Origin of the sequence: Mucilaginibacter pankratovii, from assembly GCF_014773265.1 — a bacterium.
Taxonomy (GTDB): Bacteria; Bacteroidota; Bacteroidia; order Sphingobacteriales; family Sphingobacteriaceae; genus Mucilaginibacter; species Mucilaginibacter pankratovii.
Map to the genome: position 1 here is coordinate 287,590 of NZ_JACWMY010000006.1, position 20,032 is coordinate 307,621.

15 protein-coding genes are annotated in these 20,032 nt (G+C 46.2%); 7 read left to right on the forward strand and 8 right to left on the reverse strand.

Annotation, left to right across the window (positions count from 1 at the left end; genetic code table 11):
* From IDJ77_RS13925 to IDJ77_RS13935, 3 genes are read right to left on the reverse strand one after another with little or no spacing between them, the layout of a single operon-like run.
* A complete protein-coding gene (locus IDJ77_RS13925) occupies positions 1-2,196 on the reverse strand; it encodes a PepSY domain-containing protein (RefSeq protein WP_191189571.1) in 2,196 nt (731 codons plus the stop codon).
* A 14-nt stretch (positions 2,197-2,210) separates the two neighbouring features.
* Complete coding sequence (locus IDJ77_RS13930; protein ID WP_191189572.1) at positions 2,211-2,696, reverse strand: DUF2271 domain-containing protein; 486 nt, start codon at positions 2,694-2,696, stop codon at positions 2,211-2,213.
* 4 nt (positions 2,697-2,700) lie between these two features.
* Positions 2,701-4,212, reverse strand: a complete 1,512-nt coding sequence (locus IDJ77_RS13935; protein ID WP_191189573.1) for an ankyrin repeat domain-containing protein — start codon at positions 4,210-4,212, stop codon at positions 2,701-2,703.
* 370 nt (positions 4,213-4,582) lie between these two features.
* On the opposite strand from IDJ77_RS13935, the gene IDJ77_RS13940 reads away from it, so the two are divergent.
* Complete coding sequence (locus IDJ77_RS13940) at positions 4,583-6,106, forward strand: rhamnogalacturonidase (protein WP_191189574.1); 1,524 nt, start codon at positions 4,583-4,585, stop codon at positions 6,104-6,106.
* A gap of 319 nt (positions 6,107-6,425) precedes the next feature.
* A complete protein-coding gene (locus IDJ77_RS13945; RefSeq protein WP_191189575.1) occupies positions 6,426-7,247 on the forward strand; it encodes an alpha/beta fold hydrolase in 822 nt (273 codons plus the stop codon).
* Between the two features lie 94 nt (positions 7,248-7,341).
* Here the strand turns inward: IDJ77_RS13945 and IDJ77_RS13950 are convergent, their stop codons facing one another.
* The 3 genes from IDJ77_RS13950 to IDJ77_RS13960 form a co-directional block, all read right to left on the reverse strand.
* Positions 7,342-8,715 (reverse strand): alginate export family protein, encoded by a 1,374-nt coding sequence (locus IDJ77_RS13950; protein ID WP_191189576.1) that lies wholly within the window; start codon positions 8,713-8,715, stop codon positions 7,342-7,344.
* Positions 8,716-8,849: 134 nt separating this feature from the next.
* On the reverse strand, positions 8,850-10,790 hold the full coding sequence (locus IDJ77_RS13955) for a sigma 54-interacting transcriptional regulator (protein ID WP_191189577.1): 1,941 nt from the start codon (positions 10,788-10,790) through the stop codon (positions 8,850-8,852).
* Positions 10,787-12,910: a histidine kinase dimerization/phosphoacceptor domain -containing protein gene (locus IDJ77_RS13960; RefSeq protein WP_191189578.1), complete on the reverse strand. Its 2,124-nt coding sequence runs from the start codon at positions 12,908-12,910 to the stop codon at positions 10,787-10,789. Before IDJ77_RS13960 ends, IDJ77_RS13955 begins: the two co-directional genes overlap by 4 nt.
* 315 nt (positions 12,911-13,225) lie before the next feature.
* Here IDJ77_RS13960 and IDJ77_RS13965 point away from each other — a divergent pair, with 315 nt between their 5' ends.
* The 5 genes from IDJ77_RS13965 to IDJ77_RS13985 all read left to right on the forward strand — a co-directional run bounded on the left by IDJ77_RS13965 (position 13,226) and on the right by IDJ77_RS13985 (position 18,466).
* Positions 13,226-14,029 carry an alpha/beta hydrolase gene (locus IDJ77_RS13965; protein WP_191189579.1) on the forward strand — a complete coding sequence of 268 codons (804 nt, stop codon included), beginning with the start codon at positions 13,226-13,228 and terminating at the stop codon, positions 14,027-14,029.
* A 19-nt stretch (positions 14,030-14,048) separates the two neighbouring features.
* Positions 14,049-15,845, forward strand: coding sequence for an amidohydrolase (locus tag IDJ77_RS13970; protein WP_224751094.1), 1,797 nt, complete (start codon positions 14,049-14,051; stop codon positions 15,843-15,845).
* A 35-nt stretch (positions 15,846-15,880) separates the two neighbouring features.
* Entirely contained in the window at positions 15,881-16,882 is a 1,002-nt protein-coding gene (locus tag IDJ77_RS13975; RefSeq protein WP_191189580.1) for an MBL fold metallo-hydrolase, read from the forward strand.
* Between the two features lie 45 nt (positions 16,883-16,927).
* Complete coding sequence (locus IDJ77_RS13980; RefSeq protein WP_224751095.1) at positions 16,928-17,860, forward strand: alpha/beta fold hydrolase; 933 nt, start codon at positions 16,928-16,930, stop codon at positions 17,858-17,860.
* A gap of 210 nt (positions 17,861-18,070) precedes the next feature.
* On the forward strand, positions 18,071-18,466 hold the full coding sequence (locus IDJ77_RS13985) for a DoxX family protein (protein WP_191189581.1): 396 nt from the start codon (positions 18,071-18,073) through the stop codon (positions 18,464-18,466).
* Positions 18,467-18,616: 150 nt separating this feature from the next.
* Here the strand turns inward: IDJ77_RS13985 and IDJ77_RS13990 are convergent, their stop codons facing one another.
* Entirely contained in the window at positions 18,617-19,108 is a 492-nt protein-coding gene (locus IDJ77_RS13990; RefSeq protein ID WP_191189582.1) for a quercetin 2,3-dioxygenase, read from the reverse strand.
* Positions 19,109-19,155: 47 nt separating this feature from the next.
* Positions 19,156-20,028, reverse strand: a complete 873-nt coding sequence (locus tag IDJ77_RS13995; protein WP_191189583.1) for a pirin family protein — start codon at positions 20,026-20,028, stop codon at positions 19,156-19,158.
* Positions 20,029-20,032: the final 4 nt, after the last annotated feature.

A 20,032-nucleotide genomic window follows, 5' to 3' on the forward strand; every position in this document is an offset into this window, starting at 1 on the left:
TTAGTAGCAGTCAGACAGTACCTGGTTGTGCGATTGGTAGTAGCTGATACTTTTGCCGGCTTTTTTGCTGCAGATGGTCTCCAATAGTTCCATTACATCTTTTTGCATAGCCAGCGAACCGCAGATCATCAGTACGCTGCCGGCTTCAAGCGCCGCGGAGATAAGCCCGGCGTCTCTTTCTATCAGATCGCTAACGTATTGTTTTTCCCCCTCGCGCGAAAACGCGGTATGGATGCTAGAGAGTTGCCCGGACGCGTGGTTTTCCAACAACAAACTTTCATACATCTCAAAAGAAGAACGTTGCCTAAACCCGCAATATAACCGGCAAGGTGTTTTATTGGTGTTTTGGCTTATCATACCCAAAAATGGTGCTATTCCCGTCCCGTTGGATATCAGGATGACTTCTTTAGCCTCTTGCGGAAAATAGAAGTGCTTATTCTCCACAATGCGCGCGCTAATTTTTTCGCCGACCTTCAAGCGGTGTAGAAAACCGGAACCCAGCCCATCAGGCTGCAGCCTTACGCTTAAATTCACCTGGCCTGCAATCAAACCGATAGAATAAAGCCGCTCGCGGTGATCATTCATTGGGTATATAGCCAGCAGATCGCCCGAATTTACACGCAGCCTGCGTTTCCCCTGCAGTTGTATGGTAAAGGTGCCGTCGGTACGGGTGGCAGATGTGGTGGCAGTTACGGTAAAAGTATCCAGATCCTTAGGTTGCGTATTTTGCAATTGGGGCAATACGTTTAGCGGGATGCCTGCTTGTTGCGACCACGCTTCGGCCCATAAGCTAAATTCCTGGGGCGACCTGTCGTTAACAGTATGAATATCGGTAAGCGGGCTTGCCCATTCCTGGTGGGAGAGCAGACTGTTCACCTCGTAAGCAAATTTGCAAAAATCGGGGTAGGCGTGCGAGCCAAACCCTAATACCGAATAATGAACCGGGTTTTGTTGTGGATGCTTTTTAACAAGCGCGGCAAATTTAGTAGCATTTGTAGGCGGATCACCGAGCCCGTAGGTTGCCGTTGCAACGATGAGATGTTTTGCCTCCGGGAAAACGGTATAATTATTCAACTCCGTTATGTGCGATTTTTCGCCGGCCTTAAGTAACGACTGGTGGATGGCTTGGGCAAAACCAAATGTGTTACCGTTTTCGGAGCCAACTAGTATAATAATGTTGCTCTCGCCGGCTTTGTACTTATTTTTGGTTCGGTTTGCCCTGCGTTTTAAAGTGATGGCAAAGCCCGAATAGATGAAGAACAGGATATTTGCCGAAGCTACAGCTAACACAACTGCCCAAATCCCGCTGGCCCGGCCGGTATGCAGGTCGAGGCTCAGGTTGGTAAGCATTACCGAAACGGGGTATTTTACTTCTGCCAATATTTCGCCGGTAACCTGGTTAACCGCTACCTCGCGGGCTTTAAGTTTCAGGGTGTAGTAATCTTCTACATCCTCAGAGAACGGGAACTCAACCGACTCAACATCAGAGAGCTTTGTTTCCTTAAAGATGGCAAAGTCGGCCGCTTTTTTTTCTGGTTTGGATCTGATCGCGTCAAAATCAATTTTCGGCGATTGTTTGGGCGTTTCTATCAGCCCGAACCGGGCTAAAGAAAGGTAGGTGCCGCTAAGCGCGACGATAAATATTGGTATCAGCGATAGCCGGCCTAATACTACATGATAGTATTGCGCAAAATTATCCCGCGCGATCCGTGTGAAAAAACGTTTAAGTCCGCGTTGCCGCTGTATGATGAGTATGGTGCCCGATACGGTGATCAGCATCAGTAAAAATGCCGTAAGCCCGATAAAGAAACGCCCTGCTTCGTGCAGGAAAAGGGATCGGTGTAACGCGGTTACCCATTGGAAGAATTCACTTTGTTTGCCGGGGGTACCGATGATCTTGCCGGTTTGCGGATCAACGTAAGCCAGCAGCTTTTTCCCTTCGGCATCTGTGCCTTTAACCTGCACAAAATGATTGGCATCTACCGAAAGTTCGGTAATACCCGGGTAAGTTTGCCGCAGAACGGGTAATGTATAGGCGAGGCTTACTTTATTAAAACTATCGGCACGGTAAGGTTTTATTTTTTCGGCAACCGGCTGAAAAGCGAGGATGATACCGGTAACGGAGGCAAGCGTAAGTAAAAGAAAAGAAGATACAGCCAGGGCTAAGTGGCTGTATCTCCATACCGAAATGGTCATAATTAGAAATAACGTTAATTAGCGCTGAACCTTACATAGCGGATATACCCGGTACCCTCGCTCTTGGCCGAAAGGGTTTCTGTAGTTAATGGTATCTCCAGGTCCTTTACATTATAGGCTTTGTCTTCCACAGCGCTCTCAAAACGTAGTTTATAGCCCGTGTTTATCTTTGAATTTTCTATCTCGATAACGTTAACGCTGCGGTCGCCGCCGGTTACCGAAGCGCCGGTAATGGCACTAACACCAGCCTGATTTTTCAGGTAGAACTTGTTCCATTCTTTCAGCGTTTTATACCATTTTTTATCAGAGCCCAGTACGTAAAGCGTTTTTTCGTAAGCGCCTTTGCTATCCACCAGCGAAATGGAGATGTACGCGCCTTCTCCCATGTAATTGGTCATCTGGATCATACATTTATATTTGGTGGTTTGCGCAAATGAGGCGGATGCACCGGCAAAGGTAAGCGCCAGTACAAAAAAGACTATTGAAGATATTTTAGACATATATTTATTTCAGGAAGTTAACAGATACGTTGTTTTTTGATAGCGATTCGTTCTCGGTCGCCAGGTCGAAAGCGGTTTCTTTAAAATTTGTTACCGCATCCTTTTTGGCACCTATGGATAAAAGATATTTTAGCACCGCATCATCTTTGGCTACTAAAGCAGCCTTGTGTAATACCGTCATACCTTCTTTGTTTTTAGCGTTCACATCGATGCCCAAAGGCTCTAAACGTTTCAGGAGCGAAATATCATTTTTGGCCAGCGCCAGGTGGTAAAGTGTATTGCCGTTTTTTTGCGCGGCTGTAATATCCAGGCCTTTGTCTTTAAGGATCTGAAGCTTGGTATCAAAATCTTCCGGCCTCGGGCCATTCCCACCCGGCCCTGTTTGAGGGCGGTATGATTCAACTGCGTAATAAGCCAGGTTGTTACCCGCTTTATCCAATACGTTTACGTTGGCTCCTTTGGCGATAAGCAAACGCACCACATCGGGCGAGTTGCCACGAACAGCCATTGCTAAGGCGGTTAACCCTTTTAAATTTGGTTGATTAATGTTTTTAACCTTCGGCAACAGCGTTAAAATTACGGCAGTATCGCGGTTGGAAGCGGCTGCGTTCATCAATACGGTATTGCCATCTTCGTCGGCCTGGTTTACATCGACCCCCTTCGAAAGAAAGTACTGTATAACTTCTCCCTGGTTGGGTGTCCGCACAATATAATGTAAAGCGTTTTTGCCGCTTTTATCAGTTACGGTTGGCTTAATGTCCAGGCTTTCCAGGTATTGATAAACAGGCAACCCAATGGCTGGCCCGCCACGGCGGCCACCGCCACCCTGTGCAGTCATGAGCATGGCATTAGCGGTAGGTTTTACCCCTTTTTGAACAAGCAATTTTAATGTTTCAATGTTCCCGGCCTTGGCTGCATAGCTAAACGCATTGTTACCGGCAGCATCGGTGCTATTCAGATCCAGCCCCTTAGATACAAAATAGTTGGTTAGGGCAAAATCTTTATCGCCGGCAATTGCCAAAAGCAAAGCATTTGCGCCTTCCTGGGTAACTTCTTTTTTAAGATCGGTGCCGCGTGCAATAAACAGATCGTAAACCTTTGTATTTTGCTGTGCGCTGCCTGCCGCAAAAAGTACCGGCGTATATCCATGACTATCTTCGATGCCAATTTTCGACCCTTTATTAAGCAGGTATTCTACTACTTCGGCATTGCCGCGATAGGCGGCCCAATGCAGATATATGCGGCCATCGTGTGTTAACTTAGCTACATCGTTGCCGGGCTGGGCTAACAAAAATTCAATAGCAGCGTTTGGTGCTCCCGAATTGATGGCCAGCACCACCGGGTCGAAACTATTTGCGTTAAACTGTGAGGGACTTGCGCCCTTATCAATTTCGGCTTTTATCGCATTTACGTCAGGCGAGGTCTTCCAAAATGCCTGGTCCAGTAATTTATTCTGCTGTGCCTGCGCAGAGATGATAAATAGACATAGAAAAACGGATGTAACGAGTTTTTTCATACAATTTGCAGCTCTTATAAAGCGGAACGCAAAGTTAATAAGAATTAGTCTAAATAAGGATGGAATTTTAAATTTGTTCATTTAGCCGTTGTAGGTTGATAAAATCACCATGTTCGGGCTTGTTCGGGCTGTTCGCGCCGCATACCGAACGCGAACAGCCCGAACAAGCAATTGAAATTATTGCCAAAACCCGGTACCGTTAGTGGTTTATTGTAAAATTGACTTCTCCGGGTTAGTATTAAGGAATGGCAAAACGCTGGCAACGATTGCGTAGATTTTGCGCGTTAAGTATTACAGGTAAGCGCGGTAAAATCATTAATATCGTATTTTAGATACCCCACCCATTGTTAACCGGAACCAATATATTGCCATGAAGAATTTTTTTAGATACCTGGTATGTTGCCTGCTGGCTTTCAGTGGGGTAGCGAACGCGCAGCAAATGCCTGTGTCATTCAAAACTTTTTTTAATGTGAGGGCGTACGGTGCCAAAGGAGATGGCAGGCAATTAGATAGCAAAGCAATTGATAAAGCTATTAGTGTCTGTGCGGCGGCGGGCGGCGGTACAGTTTATTTGCCGGCCGGTACCTATTTAAGCGGGAGTATCCATTTAAAAAGTAACATCAATTTATTTATAGATGCAGGTGCTACCATTTTGGGCGCTCCGCCCGAATTAAAAGCTTATGACGATGCCGAACCGTTTACCGATACCGCTTACCAGGATGGCGGGCATACTTATTTTCATAACAGCTTAATTTGGGGCGAAAACCTCACCAATGTTTCTATCACCGGGCGGGGGATGATCAATGGCGGCGGCCTTACCAGTAAAGACCACGAGCATATGGGCAACCCAACAGGCGGTGCAATAGGTACCGGCGATAAAGCTATCGCTATTAAATTATCCAGCAATATCCTCATCAGGGATGTTACCATTTTTCATGGCGGGCATTTTGCCATTTTACTTACAGGCTGCAACATGGTAACGCTGGATAACCTTACCATTGATACTAACCGCGATGGTATTGATATAGATTGCTGCACCCATACCACGGTATCCAACTGCCGGGTAAATTCGCCCAATGACGATGCCATTTGCCCTAAAAGCTCTTATGCCCTAAACCGGCCTTTTATTACCGAAAACCTCACGATAGTTAGCTGCCAGGTATCGGGTTTTAAGGAAGGTACGTTGCTTGATGGCACCATGATACCGCAAAAGGCGGGCTGGTCTAACGGGCGCATCAAGTTTGGTACCGAATCTAACGGAGGGTTTCGTAATTGTGTGGTAACCAATTGCACCTTTCGCGCCTGCAACGGGCTCGCGCTGGAAGAGGTTGACGGCGGTATTATGGATAACATCATCGTATCCAACATCACCATGATGGATATTTCGCACTATCCCATCTACGTAACACTTGGCCGGCGCAACCGCGGGCCAAAGGCTACAACCAAAATGGGCGTAGCCAAAAATATTTTGATCAGCAACATTTCAGTTACCGGTGCCGATGCCATGAGCGGCATCCAAATAACCGGTTCGCCGGGTTATCCACTGGAGAATATCACATTGCAAAATATCTCGGTAGAATACAAAGGCGGCGGTACAAAAGAGCAAGGCGAAAAGCCCTTCCCCGAACTGGAACGTGGCTATCCCGAACCATTCCTGTTAGGGCCAAACCCGGCTTACGGTTTGTTTGCCCGGCATGTAAAAGGACTTCGCCTGTTTAATTTATCCTTCACCACTAAAACCCGCGACGACAGGCCTGCGTTAATTTTAAACGATGTTGATGGCCTGGAAATAGACAGGTTTAAGGTACCGCAGGTTGCTGGTAATAAACTATACCGGTTTACGGATGTAAGCAATGCAGATATCAGCAATGCTGCATGGATTGATGTTAAATAAACTTGCTTTTTTTTCGGCCTGCTATTTCCGCGGGTAATAACTGGACATCAAGGTTTTCGGTCTCATCTCCTCAGATCAGCGTGTTTCGTCAATATTAAATTTCGGCTATTTTTTGATTTGGCAGATTTACAACTCCACTTTATTTCTTATTTTTAGTCCTTCAAACGGCCTTGGTTCTAAAGCTGATCTCTGCACTACCTGCAGATAGATTGCTTACAAGGTTGTTTTCTGATGGCGTGAAAGAGATTATATCTACTGTTACACTGTTCAAACAACGTTGCCCCTAATTTATGAATCACAATAATCAAAATCACAAGCAATGAGTAAAATCACAGTAAAAGACGGAACCGAAATTTATTACAAGGACTGGGGAACAGGGCAACCGCTGGTTTTTCATCATGGCTGGCCTTTATCCGGCGATGACTGGGATGCGCAAATGATGTTTTTCCTTGCACAGGGGTTTAGGGTTATTGCCCATGACCGCCGCGGGCACGGGCGATCGAGCCAAACTGATACCGGGAACGAAATGGACACCTACGCGGCCGATGTGGCTGAGCTTACCGAAGCGCTCGACTTAAAAGACGCCGTGCATATTGGCCACTCTACAGGTGGTGGCGAAGTAATACGTTATGTAGCTAAGTACGGAAAAGGCCGTGTAGCCAAAGCTGTGCTCATCAGCGCGGTTACGCCTATCATGGTGAAAACCGAGGATAACCCTGATGGTATCCCATTGGAAATATTCGACGGGATCCGCGAAGGTACGGCATCGCAAAGGCCCCAATATTTCCAGGATTTTACCTTGCCCTTTTACGGGTATAACCGCGAAGGAGCTAAAATATCACAAGGGGTTAGAGACAATTGGTGGCGCCAGGGAATGATGGGCGGTATAAAGGCACATTATGACTGTATCAAAGCTTTTTCGGAAACAGATTTTACCGAAGATCTTAAAAGTGTAGATGTGCCTGTACTGGTAATGCACGGCGATGACGATCAGATCGTTCCGTTCCCGCTTACGGGAGCAAAGGCAGTAAAGCTTTTGAAAAACGGCACCCTGATTTCTTACCCGGGTTTCCCGCATGGTATGCCTACCACCGAGGCTGCAACTATTAACAAGGATCTTTTGGCTTTTATTAAATCGTAAGTAAAAATCAAAGCATAATAAAAGGGCTGTCGCTATTTTATAGTGACGGCCCTTTCTGTATAATCGGCATACATCCCATTCTATTGCACATAATTTAAAATTTAAACGTAATGGTACTGCCAACCATAATAATATCCTTACCCGGCCCGCTTTCTTTTAAATAATCGCCGGCGCTAAACCAGGTGATCTCCTGCCTGAAATACAGATATCTGTTTGGCGTATATTCAAGGGCCGTACCCAGCTGGCCGCCAATTTTCCTTGAACGGGTGTTTTTGCCCGAGTAGAGTAATTTGCTGTTCACCGCGTATAGTCCGTCGTTCTTGCTCATACGCCAAAACAGGTCGTAATCTTCGGAAAGGGTTAGCGTCTTTGATAGCGATACCTGCACATACGGGTGCGCATCCAGTAAATTTGAGGGGCCGATCAGGGCGGCGAGCCCGAAGTATGAGCCTTTTGGAAAAAGCGGGTTAAAGGTGTTCAGTTTGCCATCGTTGTAGTTTTTGTCGCCGCTTATGGCTTCGGCTTTTAAGCCTATCAATGGTGTTAAAGCGGCCTTATCAAACGTGTAAGATATATTGGCGGATGCTGTCCAGGCAGCTATCGTGCTGTTGCCAAGCTTTCCAAATTGATATAAACCCTCTAAATCGTACTGCCAGGTTGGCGAATTTTTCCAGATACGGGTACCAATGGAATGCCTCATCTCGCGGCCTTTGCCATCATCAAACGAGGCTGTTTTTTTATTGATGCCAAGATAATACACATCTACATTTTGCAACACTGGTACTTTATTGATCACCGCGTAACTACCCCAGAATTTTACGTTGCTGTTAAACGCGTCATCAAATATATTGGGTTTTGCCTGCACATAGTGGCTGTAAAAAACATCCAGTTTTACTTTCTTGCTGCCAAACATCACTTTCGCGCCATCAAACGATTGCCTGTTGTTTGGCGCTTCGCGTACGGCAACCAGCCTTTGCGAGCCGTAGGATAATTCCTGGCGGCCAAACCTTAGGGTGAGGCTATTGCTTTTATTGAAAGGAAAGGAGAGGTCGGCAAATGCCTGGTGAAGGTCCAGCGGGTTGTTATCTACAGCCGACGGGTCTTCTGCCTGCCCGTTGGCTAAACTGCTTTGTAGTTGAACAAATGTGCGGAAATGCCTGCCCGCATGAAAATCAACGTGCCCCAGGTAACGGGAAAGCACAAAGCCATCATTATCGGCAGGCGAGGAGCCCCAGTCGGGGTTTTTGTAATAAAAGTATTGATAACGCACCTCGCCGCCCAAACTAAAATATGTTTGTTTGTTGCGCGATACCGGGTTAAATTTAAGCTGATGATACCAATTGGTGGTGGTATCCTTTGCGAGGTAGGCATAGTTCTCGTCGAACCGTGATGATTTAAAAGCGCCTGTTTGTGCAAAGCAGGTAAGCGATGCCAGGATGATGGCCAGGGTTATGCTAAATGTTTTCATGTAAAACAATAGCCAAAGCAAAGGCCGTTTATTTAAGTTATTGATTTACAGTATTTTGTTTGTAATGAAAAGGGTCGAACTACGCTATATCGTAATTCGACCCTTCATTAAATACGATATAAAGTGGCTACCAATCAGCCACCTACGTGTTTACGGGTGATGCCCAGCCGTTTCATTTTTGAATTTAAGGTGGTTGACGGCACATCCAGCAGCTCCGCCGCGCCGCCCGGTCCCGAAATACGGCCGTTACATTTTTTAAGTACCGTTAATATGTACTCCCGTTCATTATCGTCAATGGTTTTCACTTTTGCGTCGCTAACGGCAACATCTGTTTCCGGTTTTGCCGAAGGCAGGCTTATCCGCTCTATCACATTGCCCCGGTTTAGCAGCACATTGCGCTCTATTAGGTGTTCCAGCTCCCGTATGTTACCGGGCCAGTGGTAATGAGCCAGATCATTTAAGGCCTGGGGCGATATACTCATCCCGGCTTTGCCTGCCCGCTCGGCATATTTTGCAACAAAATGTTCAGCCAGCTCAGGTATGTCCTCCTTCCGCTCGCGCAGGGCAGGCAGCACTATCGGGAAGATGTTTAAACGGTAATACAGGTCGAGCCGGAATTTGCCTGCGGCCACTTCTTTCTCCAGGTTGCAATTGGTTGCGGCTATTATCCGCACATCTACGCGGATGGTTTCTTTCCCACCAAGGCGTTCTATTTCTTTTTCCTGTAATACCCGCAGCAGTTTAGATTGCGCTTCTAAGGGCAGCTCGCCTATCTCATCCAAAAATATAGTGCCGCCTGCCGCCTGCTCAAATTTGCCTACACGCTTTTCAACAGCCCCGGTAAAGGCCCCTTTTTCGTGGCCGAACAATTCCGATTCGATAAGATGCGTGGGCAGGGCCGCGCAATTCACTACGATAATCTGTTTTTTACTGCGCGCCGAACGTGAATGGATGGATTTGGCAAACCGCTCTTTCCCGGTACCGCTTTCGCCAAGTATCAAAACAGAGGTTTCCATAGGGGCAACCAGTGTAAGGTGGTCCAGCGCGGTAAGCAAAAGGTGGCTGCTGCCTATCATACCATCAAAACCCTTGTGAAGCTTTTGTTGGGGCGCCGCATTTGGCTTTATGGCCGGGGAGGTTGGTTTCGCGTTTTTATGGCTTACAAAAAGGCCATCAATAGCCATCGACAGTGGTTTTTGGAGCTTGTTGATCAGGGCGAGGTGCCTGCTGGTGTAAATATCATCCTTACGGCTATAGAACGAAAACGTAAAGCCGGGCCTGCCGGTAACGGGTACGTACATCACGAGGTTCGATTTCATTTGGAACGTCCTCGCTACAAATCGTTTGGCCACGTTATATTTACAACGGTCTGTAAAATCATCTTCGTTGTACACCGCAGAAAAGGTATCATCGGTAGATGGTTCCTGGAGTTTAAGCAGATCGGCCTTTTTTAAGCCGGATATATTCATCAGCTCATCAAAACCAATTACTTGGTAATCGTTAAAGCTGGTACGCAAAAAGCTGACGCCGTCATAGGGTAAACTATCCAGGTTTTTCATGCCAACTGCCAGGTAATCAAAAGGTACATAAGGCTGTATGGTTTTAGCTATCTTTAAGAATTTCTGGCTCCATTCTGTTTCTTCGCCAAGGATATCTATCAGGGCGCTTTGCAGCATCTGCTCGTTATTTCGCTTTAGCAGCATGTTTTGCTCGTGCAAATACTGGGCAATTTCCAGGCTTACCAGTACATCCTTCTCGCGGAAGGGTTTTACCATAAAGCCATAGGGCTGGGTGGCTTTCGCCTCTTCTAATATCTTCTGGTTAGAATTGGCCGATAGGTAAACAAAAGCTATCTGCTCTTCGGCCAGTTGTTTGGCCAGGTCTATACCCGTAAGTTTACCTTTTAAGTGAATATCCAACAGTACCAGCTGCGGCTTTTGGCGGGCAATGATCTCCCTGGCCTCTTCAACCGAATCGGCTATATCGCAAATATCGTAACCGGCTTTTTCCAGCATCATAGATAGATCGTTGGCTACAATAAACTCGTCTTCTACTATTAGTATCTTTTTGCTCATGATGATAAGGATTGGTGGTTTTTAATAGGTTTTGAAAGCTTCTCGTTGATAAATTTGATGATGATGGTTAGGCCGTCGCGATTCTCAACTGTAAAGGTGCCGCTGAGCTGTTTGCTCAGGCCCCTCATTAAACTCATACCTAAGGTTTTGCTTTTAGAGAGGCTGGCCGCTGCCGTGGTGCCAATACCGTTGTCGCTTATCTGTAATTCGTAGTTACCTTCTCCCAGATCCGCTAAAGTGATCTTTATCTTACCGTCGGCATCCTGCGGGAAAGCGTATTTGATGGAATTGGTGATGGCCTCATTCAAGATAAGGCCCAGCGGTACAGATTTAGTTACATCCAATTCTATAGGTGCTATATCAACATCAAACTTAATTCTTGATGCTGTATCAAAGCTATCGCTTAAATACTGAACAAGATCGCCAATGTAGGCCGGCATATTTACCAGCGCCAGGTTTTCAGATTGATAGAGTTTTTGGTGGATAAGCGAAATAGACTGCATCCGGTGCCGGCTCTCCCTGATGGCTTTGTAGGCAAGATCATCACTAAGGTATGACGATTGCGTATTAAGCAGGCTGATCACGATCTGGAGGTTGTTTTTCACCCGGTGATGGATCTCTTTCATCAGCCACTCCTTTTCCTCGAGCAGGTTATCTTTCTCGGCAATCAGGTTGGTAAGCGATCGGTTTTGCAGGTTGATCTCGGTTTGCTGTACCTGCAACTTGCGGTTAACCCGCTGCTTAAGCAAATAGCGGTTATAGCTGAGGCCGAGCAACAGGGCCAACAATATGGTGGCGGCAATGTAAAGTTTTTGTGCAGTTGCCTGTAGCTGAGCCTGTTTTTTTAGTATGGCGATATTGCTTTCTTTAGATTTAAGCTCTTGGTCTTTTTTTTCTGTTTTATATTGAATTTCTAACTGGGCTATCTGCTTGGTTGTTTTTTCATTAAAGAGCAAGTTCCTTAGTTCGGTATATTTTCTAAAATTCCTTAGCTCGCTTACTTCGTCACCTGCTAAAGAGTCTATTTGGTACAGCGTTTTATAAGCGTTGCTCAGTACGGCATTATTAGATGTTCTTCTGCCTATTTCCTGGTATTTGGTGGCATGTATCTTTGCATTTTTATAATCTGCTGCAGCCATAAAATATAAAGCGGCGGTTTGTTGAATAAGTTCCTGGCTCCTATCGTTCTCATTCATCGCCGATGCGAAACGAAGCAAAGTATCACAAAACCTTTTTGCCGGGCCAGGCTGTTTTAATGCCACAAGCATATTAAGATAACATATGTTAACAAAGATCTTGTTTTCCAGGTCCTTCGGATGGTACTGCCTTTCCATCTCTTTCATCAGTAAATAACCTTCCCGGGGCTTGTGTAAAAGCTTTAAGGTGTTGGCAACATTATAAGCCAGTAGGATGACAGAATTAACATCGTGATTTTTTTGCGCTATTAATAATGATTTTTGAAAATAGATAAGCGATTGATCGTATTGCTTGATGGTATAATAGGTAACCCCGAGGCGGTTAAAAATAGTGCACAGCATTAAGGAAGTATCGCCTACGGCTTCTGCTGTACGCACAGCAAGTAACCCATATTTCAATGCTTCGTCGTAGTTCCCAAGGCGGGAGTTCACACTACCTATTAGATCATATAACCCTTGCAGGTCCTTTTTATTGGTAGATTGATACAATAACAGCGACTTTTTTAGTGCAGACAACGATTTTGGAAAATTGCTTTCAACCTGGTAAAAATCGCCCAGAATGTTAAGCGTGGCGGCAGCTCTGTCGTTAGCGCCAGCACTGGTAAATAAAGCAAGGGCCTGTTCGTAATAAGCGATCCTTTTATCGTAGCCGGTGCCGTGAAAGAACTGATAGTATTCCTCCATTTTAAGCCAGGCTTCGGCGGCTTCTCTTACCTGCCCTTTTTTTAAATAGATGGATATGGCTGTGCGTATATCAGCATTGCACTTAACGCTGTCGTTTTTCAACGTCCAGGCTTTGGCAGATGCCATGTAGCGGTCGCCTTCACTTTTTGCAGCGGGCTGGGCCGCTTGTGACCAGGCTTGCAGGCAGACGAACGACAGAACAAAAAATGCTAAAAGCCGCTTGTAAGTTATCTTATTCATTATCTCGTTACTACCATGCGCGATAAGGTTCAAAACGCAAGCCTTAAATATAAACAATTGTTTATTAGTGTTTTATATAATAGGAGCATCCTGTGTTTACCGTATATCGCAGCTGATGACGATATATCGCCATTTGACGAAAAGGGCTCTCCTTTTAACTGCTAATCCCACATTACCTTATCTCGCCGCTTTTCGTCGTAAGATAACGACATAAAGTAACCAGTTTTGCCTCTTTAATTTCAAGTAGCTGTATATCAATTACTTGATTAATTGGTATTGCCATTGTTTTAATGGGTCATATCAATTTAACAACAGATGAACACATCAAATAATCAGGCAAACGGTTTAAGCGCCAAAACCATATTATTTATAACAGGCGCTTTTGTAAGCAACACCAGCTGGGATAAATGGAAACTTTATTTCGAAGCGGCCGGATACACCACCATCGCACCATCATGGCCACATAAAAATGCATCGGCATGTACCCTGCGCAAAAGGCATCCGGATGCGGCCATTGCCAGCCAGCGCCTTGCCGATCTTATCGAATATTACGACACTATTGTTAGGCAATTGCCCGAAAAACCTATCCTCGTTGGCCACTCCATGGGCGGCCTTATTACACAAATACTGCTGCAGCGCGGGCTTGCAGAAGCAGGTATCGCCGTTCATTCGCTGCAGCCGCAGGGTGTTATGACCTTTAAGTTTTCCTTTTATAAAGCAGGGTGGGGGCCGCTGGGCTTTTTTACCTCTGCTAAAAAATCCTACCTCATGTCGTTCACCGAATGGCAGTATGCCTTTACCAACGGTATGGAATACGAGGCCCAAAAGGAAGCGTATTACAACCTGGCGGTTCCCGAATCGAAACTGGTAGTGCGCGATGCCATCACCAGCGCCGCCAAAGTTGATTTCGCTAAACCACACGCGCCACTTTTATTCCTGGCCGGGGGTAAAGATAATTTTATACCCGCATCGCTCAACTATTCCAACTTCAAAAAATATAGCGACGGCAATTCCATTACCGATTATAAGGAATTCGATAACGCCAATCACTTTGTGCTGGGCCAACCCGAATGGGAGGAAAAGGCTGCCTACATTTTAAACTGGATAAAAACACTATAACCAAAAACACAATAAGATCATGAAAACTAACACAAACGCAGCAAGATATCTGCTCTTGCTATTTACCATCATGGCAATGGTATTTATGGCGGCTACTTCCCGTGCACAGCAAAAGGCCGATCTGATCATTTATAACGGCAAAATAGCAACCATGGCCAAACCGGGCGAATTTAAACAAGCGGTAGCCATGAAGGATGGTATTATCCTGGGCACGGGCTCATCGGCTGCTGTAATGGCGGCTTATAAGGCTACAAATACTCAACTTATTAACGCCGATGGCAAAACGGTTATCCCCGGCATAAACGATAGCCATATGCATGCCGTGCGCGAAGGACTCAACTACAATATGGAGCTGCGCTGGGATGGTGTAAAAACCCTGAAACGCGCTATGGAAATGCTTAAAGAGCAAGCCGCCAGAACGCCGCCTGGTGCATGGGTAAAAGTAGTAGGCGGCTGGAACGAGTTTCAGTTTGAAGAAAAAAGGCAGCCAACTATTGATGAGATAAATGCCGCGGTGCCCGATAAACCTGTTTTTATTACTTATCTGTATGGCAAAGCCTTCCTCAATAAAAAAGGGATTGAAGTATTGGGGTACGATAAGCATACCAGCTACCCCGGCAGCGTAATAGAACTTGATAAGGACGGCAACCCAACCGGGCTGCTCTACGCCAAAGAAACCCCAATGGCCATTTACAAAACATTGGCGCTTACCGGCACGCTCACACCCGAAGAGCGGATAAACAGCTCCGAACATTTCTACAGGGAAATAAATAGCTTCGGTATCACCAGCGTGATAGACGCTGCCGGCGGATCGCAAAATTATGATGCCGATTACCAGGCATCGCTGGCATTGGCTAAAGCAGGCAAGCTTACCGTACGTACCGCATATTATTTGTTTGCGCAGAAAAAGGGGCGTGAGTTTCAGGATTATGAAAAATGGATAACCCAAACTTATCCCAATAAAAACGACCATATCCTGATGGCTAACGGGTACGCCATGGAAGGTGCCGGAGAAAACCTGATCGCCTCGGGCGCGGATTTCGAGAATTTCCTGGAGCCAAGGATAGTACTATCCGACAGTATGGAAACCGACCTGGAGCCCGTAATACGCCTGCTGGTGAAAAACAGGTGGCCGTTTCGCCTGCACGCCACCTACGGCGAATCTATCGACAGGATGCTGAATGTTTTTGAAAAGGTGAATAAAGATACCCCCTTCAATGGCCTGCGCTGGTTCTTTGACCATGCCGAAACCATTACCGATGCTGAACTGGCAAGAGTGAAGGCATTGGGCGGTGGCGTGGCAGTACAATTCCGCATGTATTTCCAGGGCGAACTTTATACAAAAATGTACGGCCAGCCAAAAACGCAATTGCCGCCTATCAAAAAAATGCTGAGCATGGGCATCCCTGTGGGGATGGGTACCGATGCGCCACGGATATCTACCTACAATCCCTGGATGGCGCTGCACTGGCTGCTTACCGGCAAAACCATCGGTGGTGCGCAGTTTTGGCCAAAGGAACAGGTGCTGGATAAATACACCGCACTAAAACTCTACACATCCGGCAGCGCCTGGTTCTCGGGCGAGCAAAAGGTGAAAGGCAAAATGGTAAAAGGTATGTACGCCGATATGGTGATCCTTTCCGCCGATTACTTCAGCGCCACCCCGGAAAAAGTTAAGCAGATCAATTCCTTACTTACCGTAGTAAACGGAAAGATCGTTTACGCATCGGGGAAATACGCTGCGCAAAATCCGGCTATCCAGGAGGTTATCCCAAACTGGTCGCCGGTAAAATACTATGGCGGCTATCAAGAATAAAACTCAAGCACTAATAACTCATAAAACAACAGATCATGAAAACTCAAAGAATAAGCATAGTAGCTGCTTTTTTACTGCTGCTCTGTTCCCTTGGTGCATCCGCGCAAACACCACCGCAGATCCCTATCTGGGATGCCAATAAGGTTGAATTAAAATCGCAAAAATTGGGCGACGGCATCTACGCCATCCTGCCCACCACTGCCGAAAAGGAAACCACGCAAGGCATCCCGCAGGCTACTACCGGTGGCTTTATTGTTGGCAGCAAAGGCGTGCTGCTGATAGAAGTTATGCTGAGCAAGCGCCTGTACGACCAGGAAGTAGCGCTGATCCGTTCGGTTACTGATAAACCGATCATCTATGCCGTAAATACCAGCGACCATGGCGACCATTGTTTCAGCAATTACCTGTTGCCCGCGTCTACACTTATCATCCAAAATGAGTTTGCAAAGGAAAACCTGGCAAAAAACTACGAAGGCATTAAGCAATTTATGGTGGGATTATTCGGAGCTGGCAGGGGTATCGAAAGCTCGGTTTACCGCCCTGCGGATATTATTATCCCTAAGAACAACAACCTTAAACTGGACATGGGTGATGGCAAAGTTGTAGAGTTTTTGAATGTAGGTACCGCGCAATCTCCGGCCGACCTGTTTGTATGGATGCCAAACCAGAAGATCTTTTGGGCAGGTAACCCCTTCATTGCCGAAAGCCCGGCTATCCCATGGCTGTTCGACGGGTATTTTTTAGAACCCGCCAATAACCTAAAAAAGGTATATGATTTTTTACCCGCCGATGCCGTCATCATCCCCGGCCATGGCAGGGTAACCAATAAAGCAGGTATTAAATACACTATTGATTACGTAAGCGCACTAAAGCAGCAGGTAGAAGCCGCAGTAGCCAAAGGCCTTACGCTGGAGCAAACCAAAGCGGCGGTTAAGATGGATGAATTTAATAAGGGCTATGTATTGTTCAACTGGCTGCACTTCAATTTTAACCTGCCTAATGCCTATAAAGACATCAGCGATAACAAGAAAAAATAATCACAATCAACACATAATAATCACAACACACAAATAATCACGATCATGAAAACGCTAAACAACATCAAACACATCGCATTAATGTTCCTTTTCGCATTGCTAACTACTGTAAGCTTTGCCGCCATTGTTAAACCAGCGGCGCCGCCGGCGGGCTTTAAAAACCAGTACGCCACAGTTAATGGCGTGAAGATCCACTACGTAATAGGCGGCAAGGGCGAGCCTTTACTGCTGGTACATGGCTTTGGCCAAAACTGGTACATGTGGAACCGTTTACTGCCCGAGCTATCTAAACACTTTACCGTTATCGCACCCGATCTGCGCGGCGTTGGCGAATCCGGCAAACCTGCGGGCGGCTATGGCAAGAAAAACATGGCCGTTGATATGCACGAACTGATGAAAAAGTTGGGTTATCAGCACATCAACCTTGCCGGGCATGATATTGGCCTGATGGTAGCCTATGCTTATGCTGCACAATTTCCTGCCGATGTAAAGAAAATAGCCTTAATGGATGCACTACTGCCGGGCATTGAGCCGGTTTGGAGCCAGGTTAAAGCACAGGCCTGGTGGTTTGGTTTTTTTGCCCAACCACATTCGGGTGAGTTGGTATCTGGTAAAGTAGGCATGTTCTTCACCGATTTTTGGCCGACAGTAGGATATAAGAATAACTCTTTCACCCAGGCAGAAAAAAATGAATTTATCAGGGCCTATTCGGTGCCGGGTGCAACCACTGGTGCTTTCCATTGGTTCGGCGAATTTGCCAATGATGGTAAAGACAACATAGAATTTGCTAAGACAAAATTGACAATGCCTTTACTGGCCATGGGTTCCGATCATTTTGCCGGTTCGTTTTTGGCCGGGCACTCCAAACTTGTTGCAACAGATGTACACGAATCCATCATCAAAGATTCGGGCCATTGGGTGGTACAGGAACAAACCGCCCAGGTGCAAAAAGCCTTGTTGGATTTCTTTTTGAACTAATAATCAATATTAAGAGGCGCCGGCAACTTCTAAAGGAGTTGCCGGTTTTTTTTGTCAAGATCATCGGGTAATAGTTTACTGCCCCCTGCATATTCGCCACGGCTATTGTCTAACTTATTTGTCGATTTGCCCGCTTCGGCTTTATATCCCTGTTATCAATTGCCTGTGCAGCGCATTTTTGATTCATAATCATATAAAAACAAAACGATCATGAACTCGAAAACAACAAAAACAATTTATTGGACAGGCGCATCATTAATCTCTCTATGGTTTGGCTTAAGCGGTTTTTGCGAACTAACCAAAAACCCAATAGTTTGGGATATCACCGTTAAACTGGGGTATCCGGCGCATTTTATTTATATCCTGGGCGTCGCAAAACTTTCTGGGGTGGCTGTGCTGCTGACCCCGAACAGGCTATTGCGTTTAAAAGAATGGGTATTCGCGGGGATTTTCTTCGATATTATTTTTGCCTTTTTCTCCAAGATCGCGGTGCTCGGTTTCCCTGCCACTATTGATGCGATGATAGCGTTCACCATCATAAGCGTAACTTACATCATGTTCCGCAAGCTGTACCCGGTTACATATGCTAAACCGGTGAATGTTTAATTATAATGCCTATCACTTAGCGGGGACTTTCCAAATGCCTCCTTTTGAAAAGACCGCGTGAAAGTGGATGAGCATGCAAACCTCTGCAATAAAGAGACAACACAAGAAAAGCCCCTTGAAAAAGGGGCTTTCTGCCAGTGGAGCCCATGCTTAGTTCTCGGCGGCGGCGCGCTGGATGCCGTACTTCGGTGCTGCCGCTGTCATGCGGGCAATTTCGGCCTCGTCGACCGACGGCGCAGGGCCGTCGTTGATTGCTGGCTGACCGGACTCGCGGAAGAAATCCTCGATCCCGCCGGGCGTGAAGGCCAGGAGGATCCGGCTCGGGGTCGTTGCGGTGTTGCGAAAGTGGTGCGGCGTGCCGCGTGGCCCGAAGGCGAACCCACCCGGCCCGATGGCATGCACCTCATCGCCGATATGGATTTCAAAGGTCCCGTCGAGCACATACCAGAATTCATCTTCGTTAGTGTGGATGTGTGGCGGAGGCCCGCCGCCGGGGGAGGTCAGGCACTCAACCACGGTATAGCTTTTACCGGTGCTCGCAGCGGTCGCCTTAAGCGTCAAAGTATCGGCGACAAACCAAATGCGCTCGCCTTCGCCTGCGGTTGTGGCAAAGCCTTTGGCGATGTTTGTGTTGTTATTCATAATAGAATTCATTTATTGCTTTATGATGATATTCATCCCGAACTAATTTATTTGGGTTCGGCTAATTTTATTTCCCCATATTTCCCTGCATAAAAATCGCGATAAGCGTTTGCTATTTCGGCTTGTGTGTTCATCACAAAAGGGCCTTCGGCTACCACAGGTTCTTTATATTCTTCGCCACCAAATAATAGGATATCAATTGTTGTTTGAGCCGTGTTTTTTATTTCAATTTCTCCTGCACTTCTATCAAATTCTACAAACTCTCCTTTTTCAAATTCGGTGTTGTTTAGCATCGCATTTTGCGTGGGCAGAAAAGCTGCAGCTTCGATTTCGTTTTCAATTTCTATCGATAGGTTTTTGCCTGCTTTCAATTGAATATGATACAAAAACTGCCTGGAATAATTCGGGATCTTCGAACTCAATTCTTCATAGTTCCCAACAATAACCTTTAACCAGCCACTTTCATCCGGCAATTCTTTTTTGGGGACTTCGCCAGCTTGTACAGCGATATGTGCAGGTTTTTCTGCTTTATTTTTGGCAGGTAAATTTATCCAAAATTGAAAACCCTGAATAAATTTGCTCTCTGTCTGAGAGTCATAATTTAAATTTTCATCGTGGATTATGCCAGTACCTGCTTTCATCCATTGTGCACCTCCCGAACGAATGATCGCCTCATTTCCTGCACTATCAAAATGCTCTACTTCGCCCTGAAGAATATAGGTTAAAGTTGCAATGCCCCTGTGTGGATGAGCTCCCATACCGTTCCTGGTAATGGTTTCTTTAACGACGGGCACTACATAATCCAGAAATACAAACGGGCCAACTTTGTTAGCATACCGATTGGGTAACATCCGCTGGATAGACAAGGGGCCCACCGCAGCATTATTGCCTTTTGTTGAGAAACTCGTTTTCTTTTTCATTTTC